Here is a 23,618-nt window from a genome sequence, read left to right on the forward strand (position 1 = left end):
TCGGCGGCCTACCGCGCGGTGTCCGCCGCCAGCTCCTGCGCCACCCGGGCCGCCTCGGTGGCCCGGGCCTGCGCCTTCTCGGCCCGGCGTGCGGCGCGAGCGGCGCGCTTGGCCCCGCCGTCCACCGAGCGCCGCTCGAACAGCGTGTAGATCACCGGCACCACGTACAGCGTGAGCAGCGTCGAGGACACCAGCCCGCCGATCACCACCAGCGCCAGCGGCTGCGAGATGAACGCCCCGCCGCCCGTCAGGCCGAACGCCATCGGCGTCAGGGCAAGGATCGTCGCGGCCGCCGTCATGACGATGGGCCGCAGCCGCTGGCGCGCGCCCTCCCGCACCGCCTCGTCGAACGGGCGGCCCTCCGCCCGGTACTGGTTGATCAGGTCGATGAGCACGATCGCGTTCGACACCACGATCCCCACCAGCATGAGCACGCCGATGAGCGCCGCGACGTCGAGCGGCGTGCCGGTCAGCAGGAGCGCGCCGAGCGCGCCGGTGGCCGCGAACGGCACCGACACCAGCAGGATCAGCGGCTGCCCGATGCTCCGGAACGTCGCCACCATGACGAGGTACACGATCACGATGGCCACCGCCAGCGCCAGGCCCAGGTCCGCGAAGGCGTCGGCCTGGTCGGCCGCCACGCCGCCCATCGTCACCTCCGCGCCGTTCGGCAGGTCGAGGTCCTCGATCTCCGCGGCCAGGGCCGTGGTCAGGGCGCCGAGGTCCTGCCCGGCCGGCGTGACCGCGACGGTCGCGCTGCGCTCGCCGTCCACCCGCGTGACCGACGCCGGTGCGGACACCTGCTCGACCGTGGCCAGGTCGCTCAGCGGGACGACGCCGGTGGCGGTCGGCACCTCGACGTCCTCGATCTGGGCGGTCGTTGTCGGCACGTCGCCCGCCACGACCACGTCGAGCGACGAACCGTCCAGGTCGACGGTGCCGATGCTCGACTCGTTCATCGCGCCCGCGAGCAGCCCGGAGACCGCCGACTCGGTGAGCCCGGCCTCCGCCGCGGCGTCGCGGTCCACCGTCACCTGCACGGTCGACTGCTCGGCGGCGAGGTTGTTCGTCACGCTCTCGACGGTGTCCAGGCCGGCAACGGCCTGCTCGACGTCGCGGGCGGCCTCGGCGAGGTCGTCGGCGTCGGGCGCGGTGACGAGCAGGTCCACCGTGGTGCTGGCGAACCCGGTGTCGCCGGCGGCCACGGTGAGCTCGCCGTCCAGGGTCGCCTCGTCGAGCGCCTCGCGGACGTCGTCCTGCACGGCGGTGCCGTCGGCGTCGTCGTCCAGCGTCAGGGCGAACGAGGCGCTGCTGCCGCCCCCGCCCATGCCGAACACGGCGGCCATGCCGTCGCCCGAGCCGACGGTGGTCTGCACCGTCGCGACGCCGTCGACGCGGGCCAAGACGTCCTCGACCGCCCGGGCCGCGTCGTCCTGCGCTTCGAGCGACGTGCCCGGCTCGAACTCCTGCGTCACCGAGAGCGTGTCCTGGCCGGCCGCGCCGATGAAGTTGGTCTCCATGCGCGGCACCAGCGCGACCGTGCCGCCCAGCAGCGCGATCGCGATGACCAGCGTGACGGCGGGGCGGCGCAGCGCGGCCGACAGCGACGGTACGTAGGCGCGCTGCCACAGGCCGCGGCGCTCCTTGGCCTCTGCGGCCTCGCGCATGGCGACGCCGCCGTCGGCCGAGACGGGGACCTTGATGAACCAGTACGCGAGCGCCGGGACCACGATGAGGGCGACCACCAGGGAGGCGCCCATGGCGATGGCGACGGTGACGGCGAACGGCTGGAACAGCTCGCCCGCCATGCCGCCCACCAGCGCGATCGGCGCGAACACCGCCACCGTGCAGACGGTCGACGCCGTGATGGCGGCGCCCACCTCGCGCACCGCCGTGACGATCGCGTGCACCCGGTCCTCGCCGTACGACAGGTGCCGCTTGATGTTCTCGATCACCACGATCGAGTCGTCGACGATGCGCCCGATCGAGATGGTCATGGCCGCGAGCGTGAGGATGTTCAGGGTGTAGCCGGTCAGGTTCATCACCGCGAACGTCACGGCCAGCGACAGCGGGATCGAGATGGCCGAGACCAGCGTGGCCCGCAGCGACGCGAGGAACACCAGGATCACGAGCACCGCGAACAGCAGGCCGAGCCCGCCCTCCGTGGTCAGGCCCTCGATCGACTCCTCGATGAACGGCGCCTGGTCGAACGTGACGGCAGTGGTGACGCCGTCGGCGTCGAGTTCGTCCTCGACGTCGGCCAGCACGTCGTGCACGGCGTGCGACACGTCGACGGTGTTGCCGTCCGGCGTCTTGGTCAGGGCGATGGCGAGCGACGGCTCGCCGTCCAGGCGCGAGTAGGAGGTGGGCGGCACGTCCTGCACGCTCACGTCCGCGACGTCGCCCAGGTGGACGACGTCGGCGGGCTCGGGGGCCGCCGCCTCGGGGTCGGTGACCGTGGTGTCCGGGAGGGTGCCCGTCGCACCGTCGGCCGGGATGCCCGCGCCGCCCGTCGCGCCGTCGGCGGGGGTGCCTGTGCCGGTTGCGGGGGCGCCGGCGCCGCCCGAGGCGGACGGGACGATCGGCAGCTCCTCGAGCTCCTCGACGGACGTGACCGAGCTGCCCACCTGGACGCTGCTGGTCTCGCCGTCCTCCGTGACCGAGCCCACCGGCATGACCGTGCCGTTGTCCTGCAGCAGCGACGTGAGCTGCGCGGTGGTGAGGCCGGCCGCGGCGAGCCGCTCGTCGTCCGGCTCGATGACCACCTGCCGCTCGGTGGTCCCGGTGACGGTGACGTCGCGCACCTCCGCGATCCCGGACAGCTCCGGCACCAGCACGGAGTCGATGGCGTCGGTCAGCTCCTGCTCGCTGCCGTCGCCCGACACCGCGAGCTGCACCACGGGCAGGTCGTCGAGGGACCCGGCGACGACCTCCGGCTCGACGTCCTCCGGGAGGTCCTGGAGGTTGCCGACGGCGGACGTCACCTCCTGGTCGATCTCGTCGATGTCGGTGCCGTACTCGAGCTCGACGGTGGTCATCGAGATACCCGTCGCGACCGTCGAGGTGACGCCCGTGACGCCGTCGATCCCCTGGACCGCGTTCTCGACCGGGTCGGTGACCCGCTCCGCGACGATCTCCGGCGACGTGCCCGGGTAGGCGGCGGTGACCGCCACCACGGGCACGTTCAGCGACGGGATGAGCTCCTGGCGTAGCTGCCCCATGCTGAAGATGCCGACCAGGAAGACGGCGATCGTCGCGAGGGCGACGAGCGCCCGGTTCGCGAGCGACATCCGGGCAAGACGAAACACACTGCCTCCAGAGCTGGGGGGTACGCCGGGGTCCCGCGACTCCGTCGGCGCAGTACTTTGCCTAACGCAAAGGATCACGCCCGGGTTCCCGCCCCGCAACTCCGGTTGCCCGTTCCCCCCCCCCCCCCCCCCCCCGCAAACTCCGGTTCTGGTGCGGCCAGGTGCGCACTAAGGTCAGCGGGTGACCGATCGCGACCAGCTCCTGTCGGAGCTCGCCACCCTGCACCGCCGCCTGGGCGAGGAGTTCTTCGCCTCGCGGCTCCGCCCCCTGCTGGAGACGGACCTGACCGTGCAGCAGCTCAGAGCGCTGGCGCTCGTGCAGGTGGACCGCGAGTCGACACCCCAGCGCCTGGCCGAGGCGCTCGGCGTCTCCGCCGCGACCGTGTCGGGCATCCTCGACCGGCTGACCGCCGCCGGGATGACCCGGCGCACGCCCGACCCCGCCGACGGCCGGGTCCGCCGCGTGACCAGCACCGAGAAGGGCAGCGAGGCGATCCGCCGGATCGTGGCCAACGACGACGAGCTCCCGCCCGACCTCCTCGCCCTGCTCGACGTCGACGACCTGCGCGCGCTGGTCCAGGGCACGCGAGCCCTCCTGGAGGCGGCCCGCAAGCTGGCGCCGTAGCCGACGGCCGCGCCGGCCTGGTTGCCGAGGGCTTGTCTGGTGCCGGCCTGCGCGTCGGACGAGGCTCTGACCGAGACTTCCCTCGCGGGCGCGTGTTGCTGTGAGTGGATCCTGTCTACTCGCAGCAACACACCCCCGGGAACCAACTCTTTCCCCGGCGTCGCACCGACAAGCTCGATCAGTCGTTCACGAGGCTCTGACCGAGACTCCCCTCGCGGGCGCGTGTTGCTATGAGTGGACCTTGTCTACTCATAGCAACACACCCCCGGGAGCAACTCTTTCCCCGGAGTCACGACAAGCTCGATCAGTCGTTCACACCTCAGGAGGCGAGCGGGTCGCCCGGTGGTGGTGCGGCGCCGCGCTGTGTGGCGCGGTCGAGGGTGCGGTCGGGGAGCCAGACCGTGAAGGTGCTGCCGCGCTCGCCGTGCCCCGTCAGCAGGAGGTGGCCGTCGTGGCTCTCGGCGACCTGGCGGGCGATCGCCAGGCCGAGGCCGGAGCCGTCCGGCTGGCTCTCGGACGCGCCCGCGGCGCCCGCGGCGTCAGCAGCGCCCGCTCCGGCGTCGTCAGCAGCGCCCGCTCCGGCGCCATCGTCGGTACCGCCAACGCCGTCCGCGCGAGCACCGCCGTCAGCACCACCCCCGCCGTCGCCGCGGCCGGCCCCACCCCGGTAGAACCGGTCGAAGATCCGGTCCCTGGCCTCCGGCGGCACGCCGGGCCCCTCGTCGGCGACGGCCACCCACGCCCACCCCTGCCGGCTGCCGACGCCCACGGTGATCACACTGCCCGCCGGCGCGAGCCGGACCGCGTTGGACAGGAGGTTGTCCACGGCACGGGCCAGCGCGTTCGCATCGCCGTAGGCGACGGGCCCTGGATGGGTGCGCTCCGCGATCGACACCCCGCGGCGCTCGGCGACCGCCCGGTTCTCGCGGACCGCGCCCTCGGCGAGCGCCGCGAGGTCCACCTCCCGGTCGGTGAAGGCCTCCGAGCGGAGCCGGGCCGTCGCGAGCAGGTCCTCCAGGAGGCGGGACATCCGGCTCGTCGCGCCGAGCACCGCGGCGGTCGCCTCGGCCCGCTGGGCCCGGTCGGCCTGGTCGTCGGCGAGCACGGCCTCGACGTTCGCCTGCACCACCATGACGGGGTTGCGCAGCTCGTGGGACACGTCCTCGATGAGCCGCCGCTCGGCGCTGAAGGCCCGGTCGAGGCGGTCGAGCATCCCGTCGATCGTGTCGGCCAGCGTGCGCAGCTCGTCGCGCGGGCCGGTCGCCCCGATCCGGCGCGACAGGTCGGTGGCCCCGATCTCCTGCGCGGCGCGCGTGATGGCCTCGACCGGCCGCAGTGCCCGCCCGGCCACCCACCAGCCGACCACCACGCTGAGCAGGAACATCACGCCGAGCGCTATCGCCGAGTAGTCGCGCAGCGTCTGCAGCGCGGTGTAGTTGACGGCGTGCTGCACGGTGTCGAGGTCGGCGGCCTGGAACTGTTCGCCCGGCCGGTAGGCGATGCTGCCGTCGGGCTTCTTCTCGAACCGCTTGACCGTGACCGGGTCGAGCGGCGCGGCCACGATCGTCTGCGACAGCGCGAAGTAGACCCCGGCCAGGATGAGCGCCGTGATGCCGAAGAGCGTCGCCGAGTAGGTCAGGGCGAGCCGTATCCGCACGGTGCGGGCCCATCCGGGCAGCCGCAGGCCCCTGCGGGCGGACGGCGCCCGGCCGGGCTCGGTCATGCGGGGACGCCCTCGACGGGCGTGGGCAGCTCGCGCAGCCGGTACCCGCGGCCGATGACGGTCTCCAGCGCCGGCTCCTCGCCGTCGACCGTCAGCTTGCGGCGCAGCGTGCCGACCGTGACGCGCACCGTCTGGGTGAAGGGGTCGGCGTTCTCGTCCCACACGTGCTCGAGCAGCTCCTCGGCCGGCACCACGTAGGCGGGCCGGTTCATCAGGTAGCGCAGCACGGCGAACTCCTTGCGGGTCAGCGCCAGCTCGCGCGTGCCGCGCCAGGCGAGCTGCCGGGCGGCGTCGAGCCGGATGGGGCCGTGCACGAGCACCGCCGCCGCCTCGCGCGGCTCGCGGCGCAGGAGGGCGCGGATCCGCGCGGACAGCTCGATGATCGCGAACGGCTTGACCAGGTAGTCGTCGGCCCCCACGTCCAGCCCGGTCACCCGGTCGGTGAGCCGGCCCCGCGCCGTCAGCATGAGGATGCGCGGCGGGTCGCCCTCGGCGAGCGGCACCTGGCCCGCGCGCACCGCGCGCGTCAGGTCGAAGCCCGTCCCGTCGGGCAGGGTCACGTCCAGCAGCACGAGGTCGTACGGGTTCAGGCCCAGCTTCTCCCGCGCCTCGGCAACAGTGCGCGCCTGGTCGACGGCGTAGCCCTCACGGCGCAGTGCCACCTGCAGGGCACTCACCAGGCCAGCCTCGTCCTCCACGATCAGCAGCCGCACAGCAGCACCGTAACCGTCCGGCGCCGGGTCTGACAGGTGCTGTCAGGGCGCCCTTTCGGTCGGCTTTCGCTCGGGTTTCCCGCAATTTTCTCCCCGCTCGGGTGGAGTCGGAGCCATGGACGACCACAAGCCAGCCACCCAGGACATCCCAGCCGTCGCCAAGCACGCCCCGCTGCGCCCGGCCGCCGCCCTCCTCGAACGCGCACTGTTCGAGGTCAAGCGCGTGATCGTCGGGCAGGACCACATGGTCGAACGCATCATGGTCGGCCTGCTCTCCCGCGGCCACGTGCTGCTGGAGGGCGTGCCGGGCGTCGCAAAGACGCTCGCGGTGCGCACGCTGGCCACCGTGGCCGGCGGCTCCTTCGCCCGCCTGCAGTTCACCCCGGACCTCATGCCGTCGGACATCGTCGGCACCCGGGTCTGGAAGCCCACGCGGGAGGACTTCGACGTCGAGCTCGGCCCGGTGTTCGCCAACCTGGTCCTGGCCGACGAGATCAACCGCGCCCCGGCCAAGGTGCAGTCCGCGCTGCTGGAGGCCATGGCGGAACGCCAGGTCAGCATCGGCGGGCACACCTACGCGCTGCCCGACCCGTTCCTCGTCCTGGCCACCCAGAACCCCATCGAGAGCGACGGTGTCTACGCCCTCCCGGAGGCCCAGCGCGACCGGTTCCTGCTCAAGGTCGACGTCGACCACGCCGACGAGCTGGAGGAGCTGACGATCGTGCAGCGCATGAGCACCACTCCCCCGCGCGCCGAGCCGCTGCTCGACCCCGCGGCGGTGCGCCAGCTCCAGCAGGAGGCCGACCTGGTGTTCGTGCACCACGCCGTCGCGCAGTACGCGGTGGCCGTGGTGATGGCCACCCGCAGGCCCCACCAGTACGGCCTGCACAATCTCGACGGCGTGCTCGAGTACGGCGTCAGCGCACGCGGCAGCCTCGGCCTGATCGCGGCGGGGCGCTCGCTGGCCCTGATGCGCGGGCGGGACTACGTGCTCCCGTCCGACCTGGTGGACCTCGCGGGCGATGCCCTGGCCCACCGGCTCGTGCTCACGTTCGACGCCGCGGCCGACGGCGTCGACCCCCGCACCGTCATCGACGCCGTCCTGGCCGCCGTCCCCCAGCCGCGCGTCGCGGCCGCGGAAGAAGAGGTGATCACCCCGTGACGACGGACCGAGCGCGGGCCGCCCAGGCGGGCCGGTTCCGCCGGCTGGAGCTCACCGTCCGACGCCGGGTCGACGGGCTGCTGCAGGGCGACGTCGACGGGCACGCCCTCGGGCCCGGCGCCGACCCGGAGGAGCTGGCCGCCTACCGGCCGGGCCAGGACGTGCGGCGGATCGACTGGAACGTCACCGCGCGCACCGGCGAGGCGCACCTGTGGCTCACCCGCACCCAGCACGAGCTGGACACCTGGCTCCTGCTCGACCGCAGCCCCAGCATGGCGTTCGGCACCGCGCTGACCGAGAAGGTCGACGTCGCCGACCAGGTGGCCGCTGCCGTCGGCCTGCTCACCGCCGCGCCCGGCAACCGCGTGGGCATCGGCATGATCGACACGGCGGGCCTGCGCTGGATCGCGCCCCGGCCCGGGCGCGCCGCCGCCGGCGCGCTGGCCCGGCTGCCCGCCGCCGGGCGCGACGGCGGCCCGCAGGTCCCCCTGTCGGACGCCCTGCGCGGACTCGGCGCCCGCGCCCGCCGCCGCGGGCTGTGCGTGGTGGTCACCGACCTGGTGGCGGCCGACGGCGCCGTCGAGCGGCCCTTCGACTGGGAGGAGCCGCTGCGTCGGCTGACCGCCCGGCACGACGTGATAGTCGTCGAGGTCGACGACCCACGCGAGCAGGAGCTGCCGGACGTCGGCGAGGTGGTCTTCGTCGATCCAGAGACCGGCGCGCAGCGCGAGGTGTCCACCTCCGACCCCGAGCTCCGGCTTGCCTACGCCACCGCCGCCGCCCGCCACCGCGACCAGACGGCCGCCGCCCTGCGCGCGTGCCGCGCCGAGCACCTGCGCGTCGGCACCGACCAGGACTGGGCGACGGCGCTCGCCCGGTTCGTCAAGGACCGTCGGCGCGCCCCCGCACGACGCCACCGGAGGACACCGTGACCTTCACCAACCCGTTGATCCTGCTCGCCCTCGTCCCCGTCGCGGCGCTCGCCGCCGCCTACGTGCTGCTGCAGCGGCGCCGCACCCGGTACGCCGTCCGCTTCGCGACCCTGCCGATGCTCGACCGGGTGGCCCCCGCCCGGCCACGCTGGCGCCGCCACCTGGCCACCGGCCTGGTGCTGCTCGCGCTCGGCGCCTTCGCCACCGCGGCAGCCGGCCCCCAGATGGAGCTGCGCGTGCCCTACGAGCGCGCGACCGTCATCGTGGCCATCGACGTCTCCGGCTCGATGGAGGCCCAGGACGTGTCGCCCGACCGCATGACCGCGGCGAAGGAGGCCGCCGTCCAGTTCGTCCGCGAGCTGCCGCCGACCGTCCAGGTGGGGGTCGTCGCATTCTCCTCCGACGCGAACCTGATCGCGCCGGTGACCGCCGACCGAGCCCTCGTCGAGAACTCGATCCAGGCCCTGCAGCCGCGGGGCGGCACCGCGATCGGCGAGGCCGTGTTCGCCTCCGCCGCCGAGGTGGTCCGCCAGGCCGCGGCCGGCGAGGCGGCGGCAGCGGACGCGCAGACCGGAGAACCGACGGCCGGAGAGCCGCCGTCCGACGGCGACGCGCGGGCCGCCGAGCCGATCCCGGCCCGGCTGGTGCTGCTCTCCGACGGCTACAACACGGTGGGCCGCAGCCCGTCCGCCTCCGTGCGGGCCGCGCTCGACGCCGAGATGCCGATCTCGACCATCGCGTACGGCACGCCCACCGGCGTCATCGGCAACGGCCTGCGCACCCAGTCCGTCCCGGCCGACGCCGAGTCCCTCCGGATGCTCGCGGAGGAGACCGACGGCCACTTCTACCGCGCCGAGAGCGGCGCCGAGCTCGACCAGGTCTACGAGGACATCGGCTCGGCGATCGGCTGGCGCACCGAGACCACCCTCGTCACCACCCCGCTGGTCCTGGCGGGCCTGCTGCTCGCGATCGTCGCCACCGCGCTGTCCCTGCGCTGGTTCTCCCGGCTGGTCTGACCCGTTCGAAGGAGCGTTCCCTTGACGAACCCCGACCCCCGCACGAATGGTCTGCCGCACGGCCTCGGCCGGCCCGCCGGGCCGCGCCACTTCGTCCTCGGCGACCCGGTCGTGCCGCCGCCCGCCCCCGCCCCGGCGCCCGTCCGGCTGGTCCGGCCCCTCGCCGCGGCGCGGGCGGACGTGGCGCGGGCGGACGTGGCGCGGGCGGACGTGGCGCCGTCCGGGCTGCCCGCCGCGGGCAGCCGGCTCAACCCGCTCGGCCCGCCCAACCCACTCGGCCCGCTCGACCCGCACGGCGCGCCGCCGGCCGACGAAACCCCGCACGACCCCACCCGCCGCCAGCGCCCGCTGCTCACCATGGCCACCGCCCTCGCCCTCGGCGCGCTCCTCGGCTCGGCCACGACGGGCGTGGTCACCGGCCTGGCCTCGGCCCAGCAGACCAGCCCGGCGCCCGCGGTCGCGGACCAGGCCGGCGCGACGACGGCGAGCGCCGCCGAGCGCGTGCTGCCGAGCGTGGTCCAGGTCCGGGCGGGCACCCGTGGCGGGTCCGGCGTCGTCATCGACGGCAACCACGTGGTCACCAACGGGCACGTCGTAGTCGGTGCCGAGACGGTGGAGCTCCTGCTGGGCGACGGGCGTTCCGTCGTCGGCCGGGTGCTGGGTGCCGACCAGCGCAACGACATAGCGGTGGTCGAGGCCGATCTGGGCGTCACCCCGCCCGCCGCGCTGGGCAGCAGCGCGGCGCTGCGGATCGGCCAGCCGGTCATCGCCGTCGGGTCGCCGCTGGGCCTGACCGGCAGCGTCACGGCGGGCGTGGTCAGCGCCGTCGACCGCGCCGCTGACGACTTCCCCGAGCCGATGATCCAGACGGACGCCTCGATCAACCAGGGCAACTCGGGCGGGCCGCTGGTCGACCTGCGGGGTCAGGTGGTCGGGATCAACACCGCGATCGCCACGGTGGGCAGCTCGGGGAACATCGGCATCGGGTTCGCCGTGCCGATCGACCGCGCGGCCGAGGTCGCCGACCGCATCATCGCCGGATGAGGGACGCCGTCGACCCCGGTCAGCGGCGCGCCGGGCGTCCGCCGTCCACGTAGGGTGAGTGCCGTGCCGGACACTCTTCCCTCCCCCGAGCCGTTCGACCCGCGGACCGCCCCCGAGGCGATCGAGGACCTCCGCGCCCGGCTCCGGGCGACCCGCTGGCCCGACTCCCCGGAGGACGTCGGCTGGTCGCTCGGCACCGACCTCGACTATCTGCGCGAGCTGGTCGCGTACTGGGCGGACGGGTTCGACTGGCCCGCCCGGGAGGCGGAGCTCGCCCGGCTGCCCCGCTTCCGCACGTCGGTCGGCGGGCTGGGGATCCACTTCGTGCACGCCAAGGCGGTCGCGCCGACCGGGCCGGTGCTCCCCCTGGTCCTCACCCACGGCTGGCCGGACGCGTTCTGGCGGTACTCGAAGGTCGTCGACCTTCTGACGAACCCGGGCGCCCACGGCGCGGACCCGGCCGACGCGTTCGACGTCGTGGTCCCCGACATGCCGGGCTTCGGGTACTCCGACCGGCCGGCCGGGGCGCCGCTGAGCTCCATCGCCGTCGCCGAGCTGTGGGCGGGGCTGATGGGCGTGCTCGGGTACGAGCGGTTCGGCGCGGCCGGCGGCGACATCGGCAGCCACGTGAGCCGCTACCTCGCGCTCGACCACCCCGGCCGCGTCGTCGCCGTCCACCGCACGGACGGCGGCCTGCCGGTCTTCGCGGGGGACCCCGCGACCCTCGCGGCCGCGGAGCGGGCCTGGTTCGCGGAGACCGCGACCTGGAGCGCCACCGAGGGCGCCTACGGCGCCATGCACCGCACCAAGCCCCAGACCGTCGCCGCCGCGCTCAACGACTCGCCGGCCGGCCTGGCGGCCTGGATCGTCGAGAAGCTCCAGGCCTGGGGCGACGGCGACATCGAGGACCGGTTCACCAGGGACGAGATCCTCACGCTGCTGTCGATCTACTGGTTCACCGGCACGATCGGCTCGTCCATGCGGATGTACCACGCGAACGGCGCGATCTCCGCCCGGCAGCTCACGCGCCGGGTCGAGGTGCCGTCGGGGTTCTCGCTGTTCCGCGGCGACGTCGTCCGCCCGCCCCGGGCCTGGCTCGAACGCACGGCGAATGCCGTGTACGTGACCGAGCCCGAGCGGGGCGGGCACTTCGCGGCCTTCGAGGAGCCGGAGCTCTACGCCCGCGAGCTGCGCGAGTTCTTCCGCCCCTACCGCACTGCTGTGTGAACAGCGAGGACCGCTCAAGTCGGCAGTTGGCATCGAGATCGGTCCAGGGCTGTACCGATCTCGATGCCAACTGCCGACCTCGGCGATCCAAGGTCAGGAGACTGCCGACCTGGACAGCCGCAGGGGCAGGAGACTGCCGACCCTTCCGGGTGCTCGGGTTTCAGAACACGAAACCCGTGGGAAAGGGATCGCTCGGGTCCAGCAGGTAGTTCGCGGTCCCGGTCACCCAAGCGCGTCCCGTGATCGTCGGCACGACGGCGGGCAGGCCGCCGACCGTGGTCTCCGAGACCAGCCGCCCGACGAACCGGCTGCCGATGAACGACTCGTTGACGAAGTCGGTGTCCAGGGCGAGCTCGCCGCGCGCCCAGAGCTCGGCCATGCGGGCCGACGTCCCGGTGCCGCACGGCGACCGGTCGAACCAGCCCGGCCAGATCGCCATGGCATGCCGGGAGTGCCGGGCGTCGGAGCCGGGGGCGATCAGCTCGACGTGGTGGCAGCCCTCGACGCCGTCGAGCTCGGGGTGCTTCGGCTTCGCGGTCTCGTTGATGGCGTCCATGATCGCGAGCCCGGCGGACAGCAGGTCCTGCTGCCGCGCACGGTCGAAGGGCAGCTTGAGGTCGTCGAGGTCGACCAGCGCGTAGAAGTTGCCGCCGAACGCCATCGAGTACGGCACGGTGCCGTACCCGGGTACCTCGACGGTCTGGTCCAGCGCCGTCACGAAGCTGGGCACGTTCTCGATGGTCACGGCATCCGCGTGCCCGTCGCTGACGGCGACCTTGGCGACGACGACGCCGGCCGGCGTGTCCAGCCGGATCTCGGTGACCGGCTCGACGACCTCGACCATGCCCGTCTCGACCAGCACCGTGGCCACGCCGATGGTGCCGTGCCCGCACATCGGCAGGCAGCCGGACACCTCGATGTAGACGACGCCCCAGTCGCAGTCGGGCCGCGTGGGCGGCTGCAGGATGGCGCCGCTCATCGCGGCGTGCCCGCGCGGCTCGTTCATGAGGAACTGCCGCAGCTCGTCCAGGTGCTCCATGAAGTAGAGCCGCCGGTCGTTCATCGTGTCGCCGGGGATCGGCCCGACGCCGCCCGTGACCACCCGCGTCGGCATGCCCTCGGTGTGCGAGTCGACGGCGGTGATCGTCCTGCTGCTGCGCATGGTGCCTCCTGGTCCGGTGTGCAGGGTCCGGTGTGCTGGGGCCGGGTCCGTCAGCGGGCCGCGAGGTAGTTGAGCGCCGTCTCGGTGTCCTTGCGCACCAGCGCCTCGTGCTCGGCGGACAGCGGACCGCGCGGTGGGCGGGTAGGCCCACCGTAGCTCTGCCCGGCCAGGTCGATCGAGAGCTTGATGGCCTGCACGAACTCGGTCCGCGAGTCCCACCGGAACGCCGGCACCAGGTGCCGGTACAGCTCGCGCGCCTCGGCGATCCGGCCCTCGGTGACCAGCGTGTAGATCTCGACGGCCTCGCGCGGGAACGCGTTCGGGTACCCGGCGAACCAGCCCGTGGCGCCCGCCACGAGCGACTCGAAGAGCAGGTCGTCCGCGCCCGCGATCACGTCCAGGTCGGGGGCCAGCTCCTTGATCTCCAGCACGCGCCGCACGTCGCCCGAGAACTCCTTGACGGCCACGACGTTGTCGAGCTGCGCCAGCTCGGCCAGGATGCCTGGTGTCAGGTCCACCTTGGTGTCGACAGGGTTGTTGTAGATCATGATCGGGATGCCGACCTCGTTGACGCGCGTGTAGTGCTCGACCACCTCCGCGCGGTTCGCGCGGTAGATCGTCGGCGGCAGCAGCAGGACGGCGTCCGCCCCGTCCTCGGCCGCGAGCTCGGCCCAGTGCCTGGCCTGGTGCCAGCCCACCCCGTGCACGCCCGCGACGACCAGCCCGCGGCCGCCCACGGCCTGGACGGCCGTCCGGACCACCGCGCGGCGCTCGTCGTCGGTCAGCGAGGAGTACTCGCCCAGCGAGCCGTTCGGGCCGACGCCGCGGCAGCCGTTGTCGATCAGGAACTCGCAGTGCGCGGCAAACCGCTCGTGGTCGACGGCGAGCCCGGCGGGCGCGGACTCGTCGGGCGTGAAGGCGAGCGTGGTCGCGACGATCACGCCGCCGAGGTCGAAGCGCTGGTTCATGGCTGGTCTCCTGTGGGTAGGGGGTCGGTGGCCGGGCTCTCCGGCGGGTCGAGGGACGGATCGCGGGCCTGGTCGGACAAGTCACGGGCAGAGCGGGGCAGATCGCCGAGCGGTTCGGGCACTTCAGGGACCGGGCCGGACGGCAGCGCCGCGAGCTCGCCGAGCCGCACCGGCACCACCAGGGGCCGGCGGTCGAGGGTCGCGGCGCCCGGGACGGCGCCGTCGTCCAGGAGGTCCTGGAGCGTGCGGCCGCACATCCGCGCCTGGCACGGGCCCAGCCCGGCGCGGCTGGTGAGCTTCACGGAGCGCGGCTCGCGCGACCGGGTCAGGCCGGCCACCTCGCGCACGCGCCCGTAGGTGGTCTCCTCGCAGCGGCAGACGACGGTGTCGTCGCGCAGCCAGCCGACCCAGCCGCCGCGGATGCCGTGCGCCGCCTCGATCCGCGCGGCGAAGCCGGTGGCCCGGTCCCGCGCGCGTCCCGCGGTCCCGGCGACCCCCGTGCCGACGTCGCCCCCCGCGGCCGCCGTCCCCGCGACGGTGCCCTCGGCGAGCGCGGCGTCGGCGCCGCCGATGCCCGTGATCTCCCCGGCCGCCCACACCCCGGGCACGGAGGTGGCCTGGGCGTGGTCGACCGCCACGAACCGGCCCGGCGTGAGCGCGCACCCGGCGGCGAGCGCCAGCTCCAGGCGCGGTGTGAAGCCGTGGCTCACGCACACGGCGTCGGCCTCGATCCGCCGCTCCGTCCCGCGTACGGGCGCCCAGCGCCCGTCCAGCCGGGCGACGGTCACGGCCTCGACCTGCCCGTCCCCGTGCGCGGCCACCACGGCCTCGCCCGGGCGCCAGGGCACCCGGTGCCGCACCAGGTCGCGCACGTACCCGGCCAGCTCGCCGGCCTTGCCCGCCGCGCCGGCGAGCTGCCACGGCCGGTTCAGCCAGCCGCGCGCGAGCGCGCCGAGCCCGGCCGCCTCGTGCACGCCCACCACGGTCGCGCCGGTCCGCAGCAGCGACGACGCGACGGGCAGCAGGAACGGCCCGGCCCCCGCCACCACGATCCGTCGCCCGACGGCGACCCGCTCCCCCTTGGCCAGCGCCTGCGCCGCCCCCGCCGAGTAGACCCCCGGGAGCTGCCAGCCGGGGAACGGGAGGGTCCGGTCGTGGGCACCGGTGGCGAGCACCAGGGCGTCCGGTTCGAGCGCGAGGGCCTGGCGCCCTGCGCCGTCGGGCTCCCCCACCAGCACGTTGAGGCGGACGCCGTCGCCCGGCCGTTCGAGCGACCACACCTGCGCGCCGGTCAGCACCGTCACGGCCGGGTGCGCCCGCAGGGCGTCGCGCAGCGCGCCGAACGTGCCCCAGCGGTGGTGCAGCAGGCGCTCGCGGGCCGCCGGGCGTTTGGCGGGCAGGTGCCGCCAGTACTGGCCGCCGAGCCCGTCCGCTGCATCGAGCAGCGTGACCCGCGCCCCGGCCTCCGCGGCGGCCCGCGCGGCGGCCAGCCCGGCCGGCCCGGCGCCTACGACGACGACGTGTCGCGTGTCCTTGGCCGCCGGACTGATCGAGGCCTCTTGAGTCACCGGGCCACCTCCGGTCCGTCCTCCGTGACCGGCTCGCCGCCCGCTCCGCCCATCGGCTCGCCAGCCGCTCCGCCGACCGGCACACCAGTCACTCCCCCCACCGGCTCGCCAGCCGCTCCGCTCACCGGCCCGCCGGCCGCTCCACTCACCGGCCCGCCGACTACTCCACCCGCCGCCTCGCCGACCACTCCGCCCGCCAGCCCACCAGCCACTCCACCCACCGGCTCCCGACCCCGCTCGCCCTGCCGCACCACGACGTCGCCGTCCCGCGCCCGACGCAGGCACGCCCGCACATCGCGCAGCCCGTTGACCTCGACGAGACAGTCGAAGCACACGCCGATCCCGCAGAACACACCCCGCGGCGCGCCGGTGCCGGTCGTGCGCCACTGCCGGCGTCCGGCGCCCAGCAGCACGCCGGCGATCGTCTGCCCGGCAGTGCCGATCACGGGTTCGCCGTCGACCCAGATGGTCACCGGGCGGTCGGGGCCCGGCCGGACGGGATCGGCGTCCGCGGGAAGGCGCCGTGAGGTCACGATCGTGCCCCCTCGTGAGCGTCCCGGGACGGGTCAGACGCATGGCCCGCCCCGGTGCCCTGCGCGCCCGGGAACGCGGCCGCCCGCAGCTTCTGAAGAGCCGGCCGGGCAAGGGAGAACGGACCCGGGTCCACGGCGGGCCGCAGCCCCAGCATCGTCGCGGCGAGCAGGTCCCCGGTCGCCGGGGCCAGCCCCACGCCCGCCCCCTCGTGCCCGGTCGCGAACCAGAGCCCGTCGACGGCCGGGTCAGGCCCGATCACGGGGAGATGGTCGGGCATGTACGGCCGAAAGCCGAGGTAGGACCGCATGACGCCGACCTGAGCCAGGAACGGGAAGACCGCGACGGCCCGCCGCGCCATCTCGGCGAGCACCTCGGCGCGCAGGCCGTCGTCGAACCCCACCTGCTCCCGGCTCGACCCGATCAGCACCGTCCCGCCGCGGGTCGACTCGACCACGGCAGAGGTCTGCAGGTCGGCCCCGGCGGACTGGGTCGCGGCGAAGTAGCCGCCGTCGTACACCTTGTGCCGGATGCGCCGCGGCATGGGGGTGGTGACGAGCACCATCCCACGGCGCGGCCGCACCGGGATCCAGGAGCCCAGCCGCCCGGCGACCTCCGCCGACCACGGACCGGCCGCCACGACCACCGCCCCGGCGGACACGGTTCCCTGCGTGGTGGCGACGCCGGTCAGCCGCCCGCCGGCGCCGAGCAGCGGCCCGGTCACCTCGACCCCCGTGCGGACGGCGGCGCCCGCCCGGCGCGCGGAGGCGAGCAGCGCCTCGGCCGCTGCCACGGGCTGCACCTGCGCGTCCTGCGGGTAGTGCACGGCCCCCACGACGCCGGGCGCCAGGTCGGGCTCCAGCTCGCGCGCGCCGTCGGCGGCCACCTCGACGGCCTCGACGCCGGCCGCCCGCTGCCCGTCGGCGAACCGGCGCAACCCGTCCAGACCGTCCGCGGACGCGACCACGACCAGGCCGCCCTTGGCATCGTGCTCGACCGACGGGAACCGCGAGCCGAGCTCGTCCGCCAGCTCGTCGGCGAGCCGGGCCCAAAGCCGCAGCGACTCCTGGGCGAGCGCGAGCTCCGGCCCGGGCCCCTTGTCGGAGACCAGCACGTTGCCCTCGCCGTGCGCGCTGGTCGCGGCGGCAGCGGCCCCGCGGTCGAGCACCACGACGCTCGCCCCGGCCCGGGCGAGCGAACGCGCGCAGGCGGCGCCCACGATCCCGGCACCGACGATCACGACGTCCGCCGCCACCTCCACCCCTCTCGGTCCTCGTCCCGGCCCTCAGTCCTCGGGCTTACCGGCCCACGTGCCCAGCGAGTGCCCGATGTGCCGCTCCATCAGGGCCTTGGCGCCGGGGCCGTCCCCGGCCGCCAGCAGGTCGAGCAGCTCGTGGTGCTCCTGCGCGGAGCTGGCCAGCGTGTCGTTGGCGACCATCGTGGACAGCCCGAGCAGCCGTGCCCTGTCGCGCAGGTCGGCCACGATCTCGCTGGCCACGGGGTTGCCCATGAGCCCCATGAGCCGCAGGTGGAACGTCTGGTCCGCCTGCAGGTACGCGATGAGGTCCCCGGTGCGCGCGCCCTCGACGATCTCGTCGGCGAGCGCCCGGAACTCCTGGAGCTGCCCCACGGGGAACGACTTGGCCAGCCGCTCCATCCAGACGGGCTCGATCACCAGGCGGACGGCGGCGACGTGCCGCAGCGTCTGGTCGCTCACGCGCGTGACGCGAAAGCCCTTGTTCCGCACCGCCTCCAGGAAGCCCCGCCGCTCCAGGTCGAGCACCGCCTCCCGGACGGGGGTCGCGGACACGTCGAACCGCGCGGCCAGCGTCGGCACGGAGACCAGCTCGCCCGGCTCCAGCTCGCCCGCGACGATCGCCGCCACGAGCGCACGGTGCACCTGCTCGCGCAGGCTCGCCACCGGCGGAAGACGGCGGACCGACGGGGTCGGTGAGGTTGTGCTCATGAGGCTCTCCGTGATGCTCAGGCTCGATCAGTAGAATATTACTGGGGACAGAAACGCCGTCGTCAATGCGCCTGAGGGTACCTGAGCGAGACCGAGATCGCTGGCCCGCCGGAGACCAGAACCGGCCCGATGCGGCCGAAACGTGACGTTTACATTCACCCCATCGACACCGCCGTCGGCTCTCAGTAACATATCACGCATCACATATCAGGGTCCACCAACTCGACGCATCCGCGTCACCGATCGAGAGGCCAGACCGTGAAGCACCATCCGATAACGACGGCCGCCGTCGCCGTCGTCACGACGTTCGCGCTCGCCGCCTGCGGCGGCACCCAGGACGACGCCTCCGCCGAGGCCGGGTTCACCGGAGAACCCGCAGAAGGCGGCACGGTCCAGGTGCTGCAGAACGCCGACTTCTCCTACCTCGACCCGGCACGCGGCTGGGACGGCGGGGTCAACAACTTCTACCGGCTGGTCTACCGCCAGCTCACCACGTCGGCGCCCGGCTCGGCCGATGACCCGAACGAGATGGTCCCCGACCTCGCCCAGAGCCTCGGCGAGGTGTCGGACGACGGCCTGACCTGGACCTATCAGCTCAAGGACGGGCTGAAGTTCGACAACGGCGACCCGATCACCTCCGCCGAGGTCAAGTTCGGCATCTCCCGCGCGTGGGACCCGGAGATCGGCATCGGCTCGCCGTACCTCAAGCAGGTCATCGACGCCCCGGAGGGCTACGAGGGCCCGTACAGGACGGGCGACCTGCCGACCATCGAGACGCCCGACGAGCAGACCATCGTCTTCCACCTCAAAGAGCCGTTCCCCGAGTTCGACGCCGTCGTCGCGCAGGTGAACGCGACCCCGTTCCCCGAGGGCACCGGCGCGGGCGACGAGTTCATCCACGAGATCATCGCGTCGGGCCCGTACCAGCTCGCGGAGTACGTGCCGGGCAGCACCATCAGGCTGGAGCGCAACGAGAACTGGGACCCGGAGACCGACGACGTCCGCTCCGCCAAGCCCGACGGCTGGGAGTTCACCATCGGCCTCGACCCGGCCACGATCGACGAGCGCCTGATCGCCGGGCAGGGCACCGACGTCAACGCGATCTCCGGCACGGTCCAGCCGGCCACGCTCCCCCGCCTGCAGACGCCGCAGCTCCAGGAGCGCACGCTGCAGCTCCCCGGCATCTGCACCACCTACATGGGGCTGAACACCACCAAGGAGCCGCTCGACGACGTCCGGGTGCGCCAGGCGATCAGCTACGCCATCGACCGCACCGCCATCGTCAACGCGAGCGGCGGCACGCAGCTCGGCGAGGCGTCCACGACGATCCTGCCGCCCGAGGTGGCCGGCCACAAGGACTTCGACCTGTACCCCTCGGACGGGACGGGCGACGTCGAGGCGGCGCAGGAGCTGCTCGACGAGGCGGGCCTGTCCGACGGGTTCACGCTCACGCTCGACATCCGCGCCCAGGAGTCCATGCAGGCCCAGGGCGAGGCGGTGCAGCAGGCGCTCGAACGGGTCGGCATCACCGTGGAGCTCAACCTGATCGACACGGCCACCTACTACGAGACCATCGGCACCCCGTCGCAGCAGCACGACGCCGCCATCACCGGCTGGTGCCCGGACTGGGCCTCGTCGGCGGCCACGTTCCTCCCGCCGCTGTTCGACGGCCGGAACATCTACGAGAAGGGCAACTCGAACCTGGCGCAGATCGACGACCCGGACATCAACGCCCGGATCGACGAGATCAAGGCGATGACCGACATCGACGCCGCGAACGAGCAGTGGGGCGACCTCGACGAGCAGATCCTCGAGCTGGCCCCCGTCGTCCCGCTCATGGTCGCCAAGACGGTCTCCCTGCCGGGCGAGAACGTCACAGGCCTGTACCCCTCGGCGAACGCGGCCAGCGGCGGCATCGACTACGTGGGCGTCGGGCTCAAGGACCCCGAGAGGGGCTGACCGGATGGCATCCTCCCCGACCGGCCTGACGGCCCTGTCCGGGACCGACGACACCGCCCAGGCGCCGGAGGCCGCTACGGCCCCCGGCGCCCTCCGGGCGGGTGCCGCCGGAACCTGGCAGGCGCTGCGCCGCGACCTCGGCGCGATGCTCGGCCTCGGCTACATCGTGCTGGTCACGCTCGTGGCGGTCCTCGCGCCCGCGCTCACCTCGCTCAGCGGCTGGACGCCGTACGAGTTCGACCAGAGCGCGATCGACCCCAACCTCGGCGGCATGCCGATCGGCCCGTGGGGCGGCATCGGCCCGGAGCACTGGCTCGGTGTCGAGCCGGGCAACGGGCGCGACATCTTCGCCCGCATCGTCTACGGCGCGCGGGTGTCCATGGGCATCGCGCTGTCTGCGACGCTGCTGACGACGGTGCTCGGGGTGTCGCTCGGGCTCGTGGCCGGCTACGTCGGCGGGCGGGTCGACCTGGTCATCTCGCGCGTCATGGACTTCCTCATGGCCTTCCCCGCGCTCATCTTCATGATCGCGGTGCTCTCGGCCCTGCCGGCGAGCAACCGGTCGACGCTGCTCGTGGTGGTGATCTCGGTCTTCGGGTGGCCCTACCTGGCGCGCATCGTCCGGGGGCAGACCATGTCGCTCGCGCAGCGCGAGTTCGTCGAGGCGGCCCGGGCGGCCGGGGCGAGCAGCACGCGCATCGTGTTCCGCGAGATCCTGCCCAACCTGCGCTCGACCATCATCGTGATGTCGACGCTGGCCGTGCCCGGGTACATCGGCACGGAGGCCGGCCTGTCGTTCCTCGGCGTCGGCGTCGTGCCGCCCGCGCCGAGCTGGGGCCAGATGATCGCGGCGTCCGTGAAGTGGTACGCCGTCGACCCCGCGTACTTCGTGATCCCCGGGGCCTGCCTGTTCCTGCTCGTGCTGTCGTTCACCGTGCTCGGCGACCGGCTGCGCGCCGTCGTCGATGCCCAGGAGGGTCGCTGATGCCCCGGTTCCTGCTCACCCGCGTCACCTCCGGGCTCGGCGTGCTGCTGCTGGTGTGCCTGTTCACCTATCTGGTCTTCTTCGCGCTCTCGCCCGACCCGGCCGTGCAGATCTGCGGCAAGAACTGCACGCCGGAGGTCATCGACCAGATCCGCACGAACCTCGGGCTGGACCAGCCGTTCTGGACGCAGTTCGTCCAGTTCGTCGTCGGCATCTTCGCCGGCCGTACCTACGGTGAGGGCGCCGGCGCGGTCGACTGCGCGGCACCCTGCCTCGGCTACTCGTTCCAGTCCAGCCAGGCCGTGTGGGACATGATCGTGCAGCGGCTGCCGGTCTCGGCGACCATCGCGGTGGGCGCGGCCGTCCTGTGGCTGCTCGCCGGCGTCGGCGGCGGCCTGCTCAGCGCGGTGAAGGAGGGCACGTTCCTGGACCGGTTCACCACCGGCCTCACGCTGACCAGCATGTCGATCCCCAACTACGTGCTCGCCCTCGTGCTGCAGTACGTGCTGGTGGTCCAGCTCCAGTGGCTCCCGTTCCCGCAGGCGGTCGCCTTCGCCGACGACCCGGTGCAGTGGTTCGCAAACTTCGTCATGCCGTGGATCGTGCTCGCCGTCGGCTATGCGGCCGCGTACACGCGGCTCACGCGCGCCAACGTGCTCGACGTGCTGCGCGAGAACTACGTGCGCACCGCCTACGCCAAGGGCCTGCCGCCGTCCCTCGTGTGGCGGCGGCACGCGCTGCGGCCGGCCCTCACGCCCGTGGTGACCATCTTCGGCATGGACTTCGCCGGCCTGCTCGGCGGGGCGCTGATCACCGAGACGGTCTTCGGCATCAACGGCGTGGGCAAGATGGCCGCCGACTCCATCGCCCGCAACGACCAGCCGGTGATCATGGGCGTCACGCTGCTGGCCGGGTTCCTGGTCGTCGTCGGCAACATCGTGGTCGACGTCGTCTACACCGCCATCGACCCGAGAGTGCGGGTGCACGCATGACGCTGCTCGAAGTACGTGACCTCACGGTCACCCTGCCCACACCGAGCGGCCCGCTCGACGCCGTCCGGTCGCTCGACCTGGACCTCGAACCCGGCGGGGCGCTCGGCGTCGTCGGCGAGTCCGGCTCGGGCAAGTCGATGACCAGCCTCGCGATCATGGGCCTGCAGCCGCGGGCCGCCCGGCGCACGGGCAGCATCCGGCTGCGCGGGCAGGAGCTCGTCGGCCTGCCGGAACCCGAGCTGCGGCGCGTGCGCGGCGACCGGATCGCCATGGTCTTCCAGGATCCGCTCTCCTCCCTGAACCCCTACTACACCGTGGGGCTCCAGATCGAGGAGGCCTACCGCGCACACCGGCCCGGCACCACGCGCCGGCAGGCACGGCGGGTGGCGGTCGAGGCCCTGGAGCGCGTGCACATCAAGGACGCCGCGCGGCGCGTGGACCACTACCCGCACCAGTTCTCCGGCGGCATGCGCCAGCGGGTCATGATCGCCATCGCGCTGAGCACGGAGCCCGAGCTGCTGATCGCCGACGAGCCGACCACCGCGCTGGACGTGACCGTGCAGGCGCAGATCCTGGACCTGCTGCGCGAGATCCGGCGCGAGACCGGCACCGGCCTGGTCCTGATCACGCACGACCTGGCCGTGGTCAGCGAGGTCACCGAGCACATCGTGGTCATGAAGGACGGCGTGTGCGTCGAGCGGGGCGCCGTCGAACAGATCTTCACCGACCCACGGCATCCGTACACCCGGGCGCTCCTGGACGCCGTGCCGCGGATCGACGACGAGATCGGGGAGCTGCGTGCGGTGACAGCCGCGCCCGCCACCGCCGTCGTCCCGGAGAAGGACGGAGGCCCCGCATGAGCGAGCCGCTCCTGAGAGCAACGCACCTCGTCAAGGAGTTCCCGGTGCTCGGCACCGGCGGCCTGCTGCGCCGTCCGGACACCTTCCGGGCCGTGGACGACGTGAGCTTCGAGATCAACGCGGGCGACACGCTCGCCCTGGTCGGCGAGTCCGGCTCGGGCAAGTCGACGACGGCGCGGCTCGCCGCGCGGCTGCTGGACGTTACCTCGGGCACCGTCGAGCTGGACGGCGAGGACGTCACCGCGCTCAGCCGCTCCGACCTGCGCCGGTTCCGCACCGACGTGCAGGTCGTGTTCCAGGACCCGTTCTCCTCCCTCAACCCGCGGCACACCGTGGAGCGGATCGTCACGGCGCCCCTGGTCTACCAGCGGCGGGCAATCCCGGGCGGGCCGCGCGCCTTCACGCGCGCGCTCATGGAGCGGGTGGGGCTGGACCCGGACAACTCGCAGAAGTATCCGGCGCAGTTCTCCGGCGGGCAGGCGCAGCGCATCGGGATCGCCCGAGCGCTCGCCGTCGGTCCGCGGGTCATCGTGTGCGACGAGGCGGTCTCGGCCCTGGACGTGTCCGTGCAGGCCCAGGTGATCAACCTGCTGCGCGACCTGCAGCGCACCGACGGGCTCACCTACCTGTTCATCGCGCACGACCTGGCCGTGGTGCGGCAGATCGCCACCCGGGTCGCGGTGATGACGCAGGGCCGGATCGTCGAGGAGGGCGACCGTGACGCCGTCTTCGGCGCGCCGCAGCACGAGTACACCCGCACCCTGCTCGACGCCGTGCCGCGCATCCGCCCGGAGTGGGAGCGACAGCGCCGGCTGAACGCGGGCCGGTCGGCGGAGGCGCCGGCATGAGCGCTGCCCCGGCCACCGCCGCACGCCCC

General features: G+C 73.6%; 20 protein-coding genes. 11 read left to right on the forward strand and 9 right to left on the reverse strand.

From position 1 onward, the window contains the following. Positions 1-8 precede the first annotated feature (8 nt). Positions 9-3,290, reverse strand: coding sequence for an efflux RND transporter permease subunit (locus tag AC0QU1_RS13390; protein ID WP_483569845.1), 3,282 nt, complete (start codon positions 3,288-3,290; stop codon positions 9-11). 199 nt (positions 3,291-3,489) lie between these two features. Between AC0QU1_RS13390 and AC0QU1_RS13395 the strand changes: the two genes are divergently transcribed. Then, complete coding sequence (locus tag AC0QU1_RS13395; RefSeq protein ID WP_483569846.1) at positions 3,490-3,933, forward strand: MarR family winged helix-turn-helix transcriptional regulator; 444 nt, start codon at positions 3,490-3,492, stop codon at positions 3,931-3,933. A gap of 319 nt (positions 3,934-4,252) precedes the next feature. Here the strand turns inward: AC0QU1_RS13395 and AC0QU1_RS13400 are convergent, their stop codons facing one another. Together AC0QU1_RS13400 and AC0QU1_RS13405 are read right to left on the reverse strand one after the other, a co-directional pair. Further along, the gene (locus AC0QU1_RS13400) at positions 4,253-5,656 is read right to left on the reverse strand and encodes a sensor histidine kinase (protein WP_483569847.1); all 1,404 of its coding nucleotides are present in this window, start codon (positions 5,654-5,656) and stop codon (positions 4,253-4,255) included. Beyond that, complete coding sequence (locus tag AC0QU1_RS13405) at positions 5,653-6,369, reverse strand: response regulator transcription factor (RefSeq protein ID WP_483569848.1); 717 nt, start codon at positions 6,367-6,369, stop codon at positions 5,653-5,655. The genes AC0QU1_RS13400 and AC0QU1_RS13405 overlap by 4 nt, the downstream gene beginning before the upstream one ends. 115 nt (positions 6,370-6,484) lie before the next feature. Between AC0QU1_RS13405 and AC0QU1_RS13410 the strand changes: the two genes are divergently transcribed. The 5 genes from AC0QU1_RS13410 to AC0QU1_RS13430 all read left to right on the forward strand — a co-directional run bounded on the left by AC0QU1_RS13410 (position 6,485) and on the right by AC0QU1_RS13430 (position 11,750). Then, the gene (locus tag AC0QU1_RS13410; RefSeq protein WP_483569849.1) at positions 6,485-7,531 is read left to right on the forward strand and encodes an AAA family ATPase; all 1,047 of its coding nucleotides are present in this window, start codon (positions 6,485-6,487) and stop codon (positions 7,529-7,531) included. Further along, a complete protein-coding gene (locus AC0QU1_RS13415; protein ID WP_483569850.1) occupies positions 7,528-8,463 on the forward strand; it encodes a DUF58 domain-containing protein in 936 nt (311 codons plus the stop codon). Before AC0QU1_RS13410 ends, AC0QU1_RS13415 begins: the two co-directional genes overlap by 4 nt. After that, entirely contained in the window at positions 8,460-9,479 is a 1,020-nt protein-coding gene (locus AC0QU1_RS13420) for a VWA domain-containing protein (RefSeq protein ID WP_483569851.1), read from the forward strand. Before AC0QU1_RS13415 ends, AC0QU1_RS13420 begins: the two co-directional genes overlap by 4 nt. A gap of 21 nt (positions 9,480-9,500) precedes the next feature. Further along, positions 9,501-10,523, forward strand: coding sequence for a S1C family serine protease (locus tag AC0QU1_RS13425; RefSeq protein WP_483569852.1), 1,023 nt, complete (start codon positions 9,501-9,503; stop codon positions 10,521-10,523). 63 nt (positions 10,524-10,586) lie between these two features. Further along, positions 10,587-11,750 (forward strand): epoxide hydrolase family protein, encoded by a 1,164-nt coding sequence (locus AC0QU1_RS13430; RefSeq protein WP_483569853.1) that lies wholly within the window; start codon positions 10,587-10,589, stop codon positions 11,748-11,750. A 160-nt stretch (positions 11,751-11,910) separates the two neighbouring features. Here the strand turns inward: AC0QU1_RS13430 and AC0QU1_RS13435 are convergent, their stop codons facing one another. The 6 genes from AC0QU1_RS13435 to AC0QU1_RS13460 are packed head-to-tail and all read right to left on the reverse strand — an operon-like array spanning position 11,911 to position 17,945. Beyond that, the gene (locus tag AC0QU1_RS13435; protein ID WP_483569854.1) at positions 11,911-12,912 is read right to left on the reverse strand and encodes a proline racemase family protein; all 1,002 of its coding nucleotides are present in this window, start codon (positions 12,910-12,912) and stop codon (positions 11,911-11,913) included. Positions 12,913-12,962: 50 nt separating this feature from the next. Next, the gene (locus AC0QU1_RS13440) at positions 12,963-13,880 is read right to left on the reverse strand and encodes a dihydrodipicolinate synthase family protein (RefSeq protein ID WP_483569855.1); all 918 of its coding nucleotides are present in this window, start codon (positions 13,878-13,880) and stop codon (positions 12,963-12,965) included. Further along, on the reverse strand, positions 13,877-15,448 hold the full coding sequence (locus AC0QU1_RS13445) for an FAD-dependent oxidoreductase (protein WP_483569856.1): 1,572 nt from the start codon (positions 15,446-15,448) through the stop codon (positions 13,877-13,879). Before AC0QU1_RS13445 ends, AC0QU1_RS13440 begins: the two co-directional genes overlap by 4 nt. After that, positions 15,445-15,981: a (2Fe-2S)-binding protein gene (locus tag AC0QU1_RS13450; protein WP_483569857.1), complete on the reverse strand. Its 537-nt coding sequence runs from the start codon at positions 15,979-15,981 to the stop codon at positions 15,445-15,447. The genes AC0QU1_RS13445 and AC0QU1_RS13450 overlap by 4 nt, the downstream gene beginning before the upstream one ends. Next, positions 15,978-17,234, reverse strand: a complete 1,257-nt coding sequence (locus AC0QU1_RS13455; protein ID WP_483569858.1) for an NAD(P)/FAD-dependent oxidoreductase — start codon at positions 17,232-17,234, stop codon at positions 15,978-15,980. The genes AC0QU1_RS13450 and AC0QU1_RS13455 overlap by 4 nt, the downstream gene beginning before the upstream one ends. A gap of 30 nt (positions 17,235-17,264) precedes the next feature. After that, entirely contained in the window at positions 17,265-17,945 is a 681-nt protein-coding gene (locus AC0QU1_RS13460; RefSeq protein WP_483569859.1) for a GntR family transcriptional regulator, read from the reverse strand. 258 nt (positions 17,946-18,203) lie between these two features. On the opposite strand from AC0QU1_RS13460, the gene AC0QU1_RS13465 reads away from it, so the two are divergent. From AC0QU1_RS13465 to AC0QU1_RS13485, 5 genes are read left to right on the forward strand one after another with little or no spacing between them, the layout of a single operon-like run. Then, positions 18,204-19,904 carry an ABC transporter substrate-binding protein gene (locus AC0QU1_RS13465; protein WP_483569860.1) on the forward strand — a complete coding sequence of 567 codons (1,701 nt, stop codon included), beginning with the start codon at positions 18,204-18,206 and terminating at the stop codon, positions 19,902-19,904. Positions 19,905-19,908: 4 nt separating this feature from the next. Then, positions 19,909-20,889 carry an ABC transporter permease gene (locus AC0QU1_RS13470; RefSeq protein WP_483569861.1) on the forward strand — a complete coding sequence of 327 codons (981 nt, stop codon included), beginning with the start codon at positions 19,909-19,911 and terminating at the stop codon, positions 20,887-20,889. Beyond that, a complete protein-coding gene (locus AC0QU1_RS13475; RefSeq protein WP_483569862.1) occupies positions 20,889-21,881 on the forward strand; it encodes an ABC transporter permease in 993 nt (330 codons plus the stop codon). The genes AC0QU1_RS13470 and AC0QU1_RS13475 overlap by 1 nt, the downstream gene beginning before the upstream one ends. Further along, a complete protein-coding gene (locus tag AC0QU1_RS13480; protein WP_483569863.1) occupies positions 21,878-22,741 on the forward strand; it encodes an ABC transporter ATP-binding protein in 864 nt (287 codons plus the stop codon). Before AC0QU1_RS13475 ends, AC0QU1_RS13480 begins: the two co-directional genes overlap by 4 nt. Further along, complete coding sequence (locus AC0QU1_RS13485; protein ID WP_483569864.1) at positions 22,738-23,589, forward strand: ATP-binding cassette domain-containing protein; 852 nt, start codon at positions 22,738-22,740, stop codon at positions 23,587-23,589. Before AC0QU1_RS13480 ends, AC0QU1_RS13485 begins: the two co-directional genes overlap by 4 nt. Positions 23,590-23,618: the final 29 nt, after the last annotated feature.

This window comes from Promicromonospora noduliphila, from assembly GCF_056951025.1.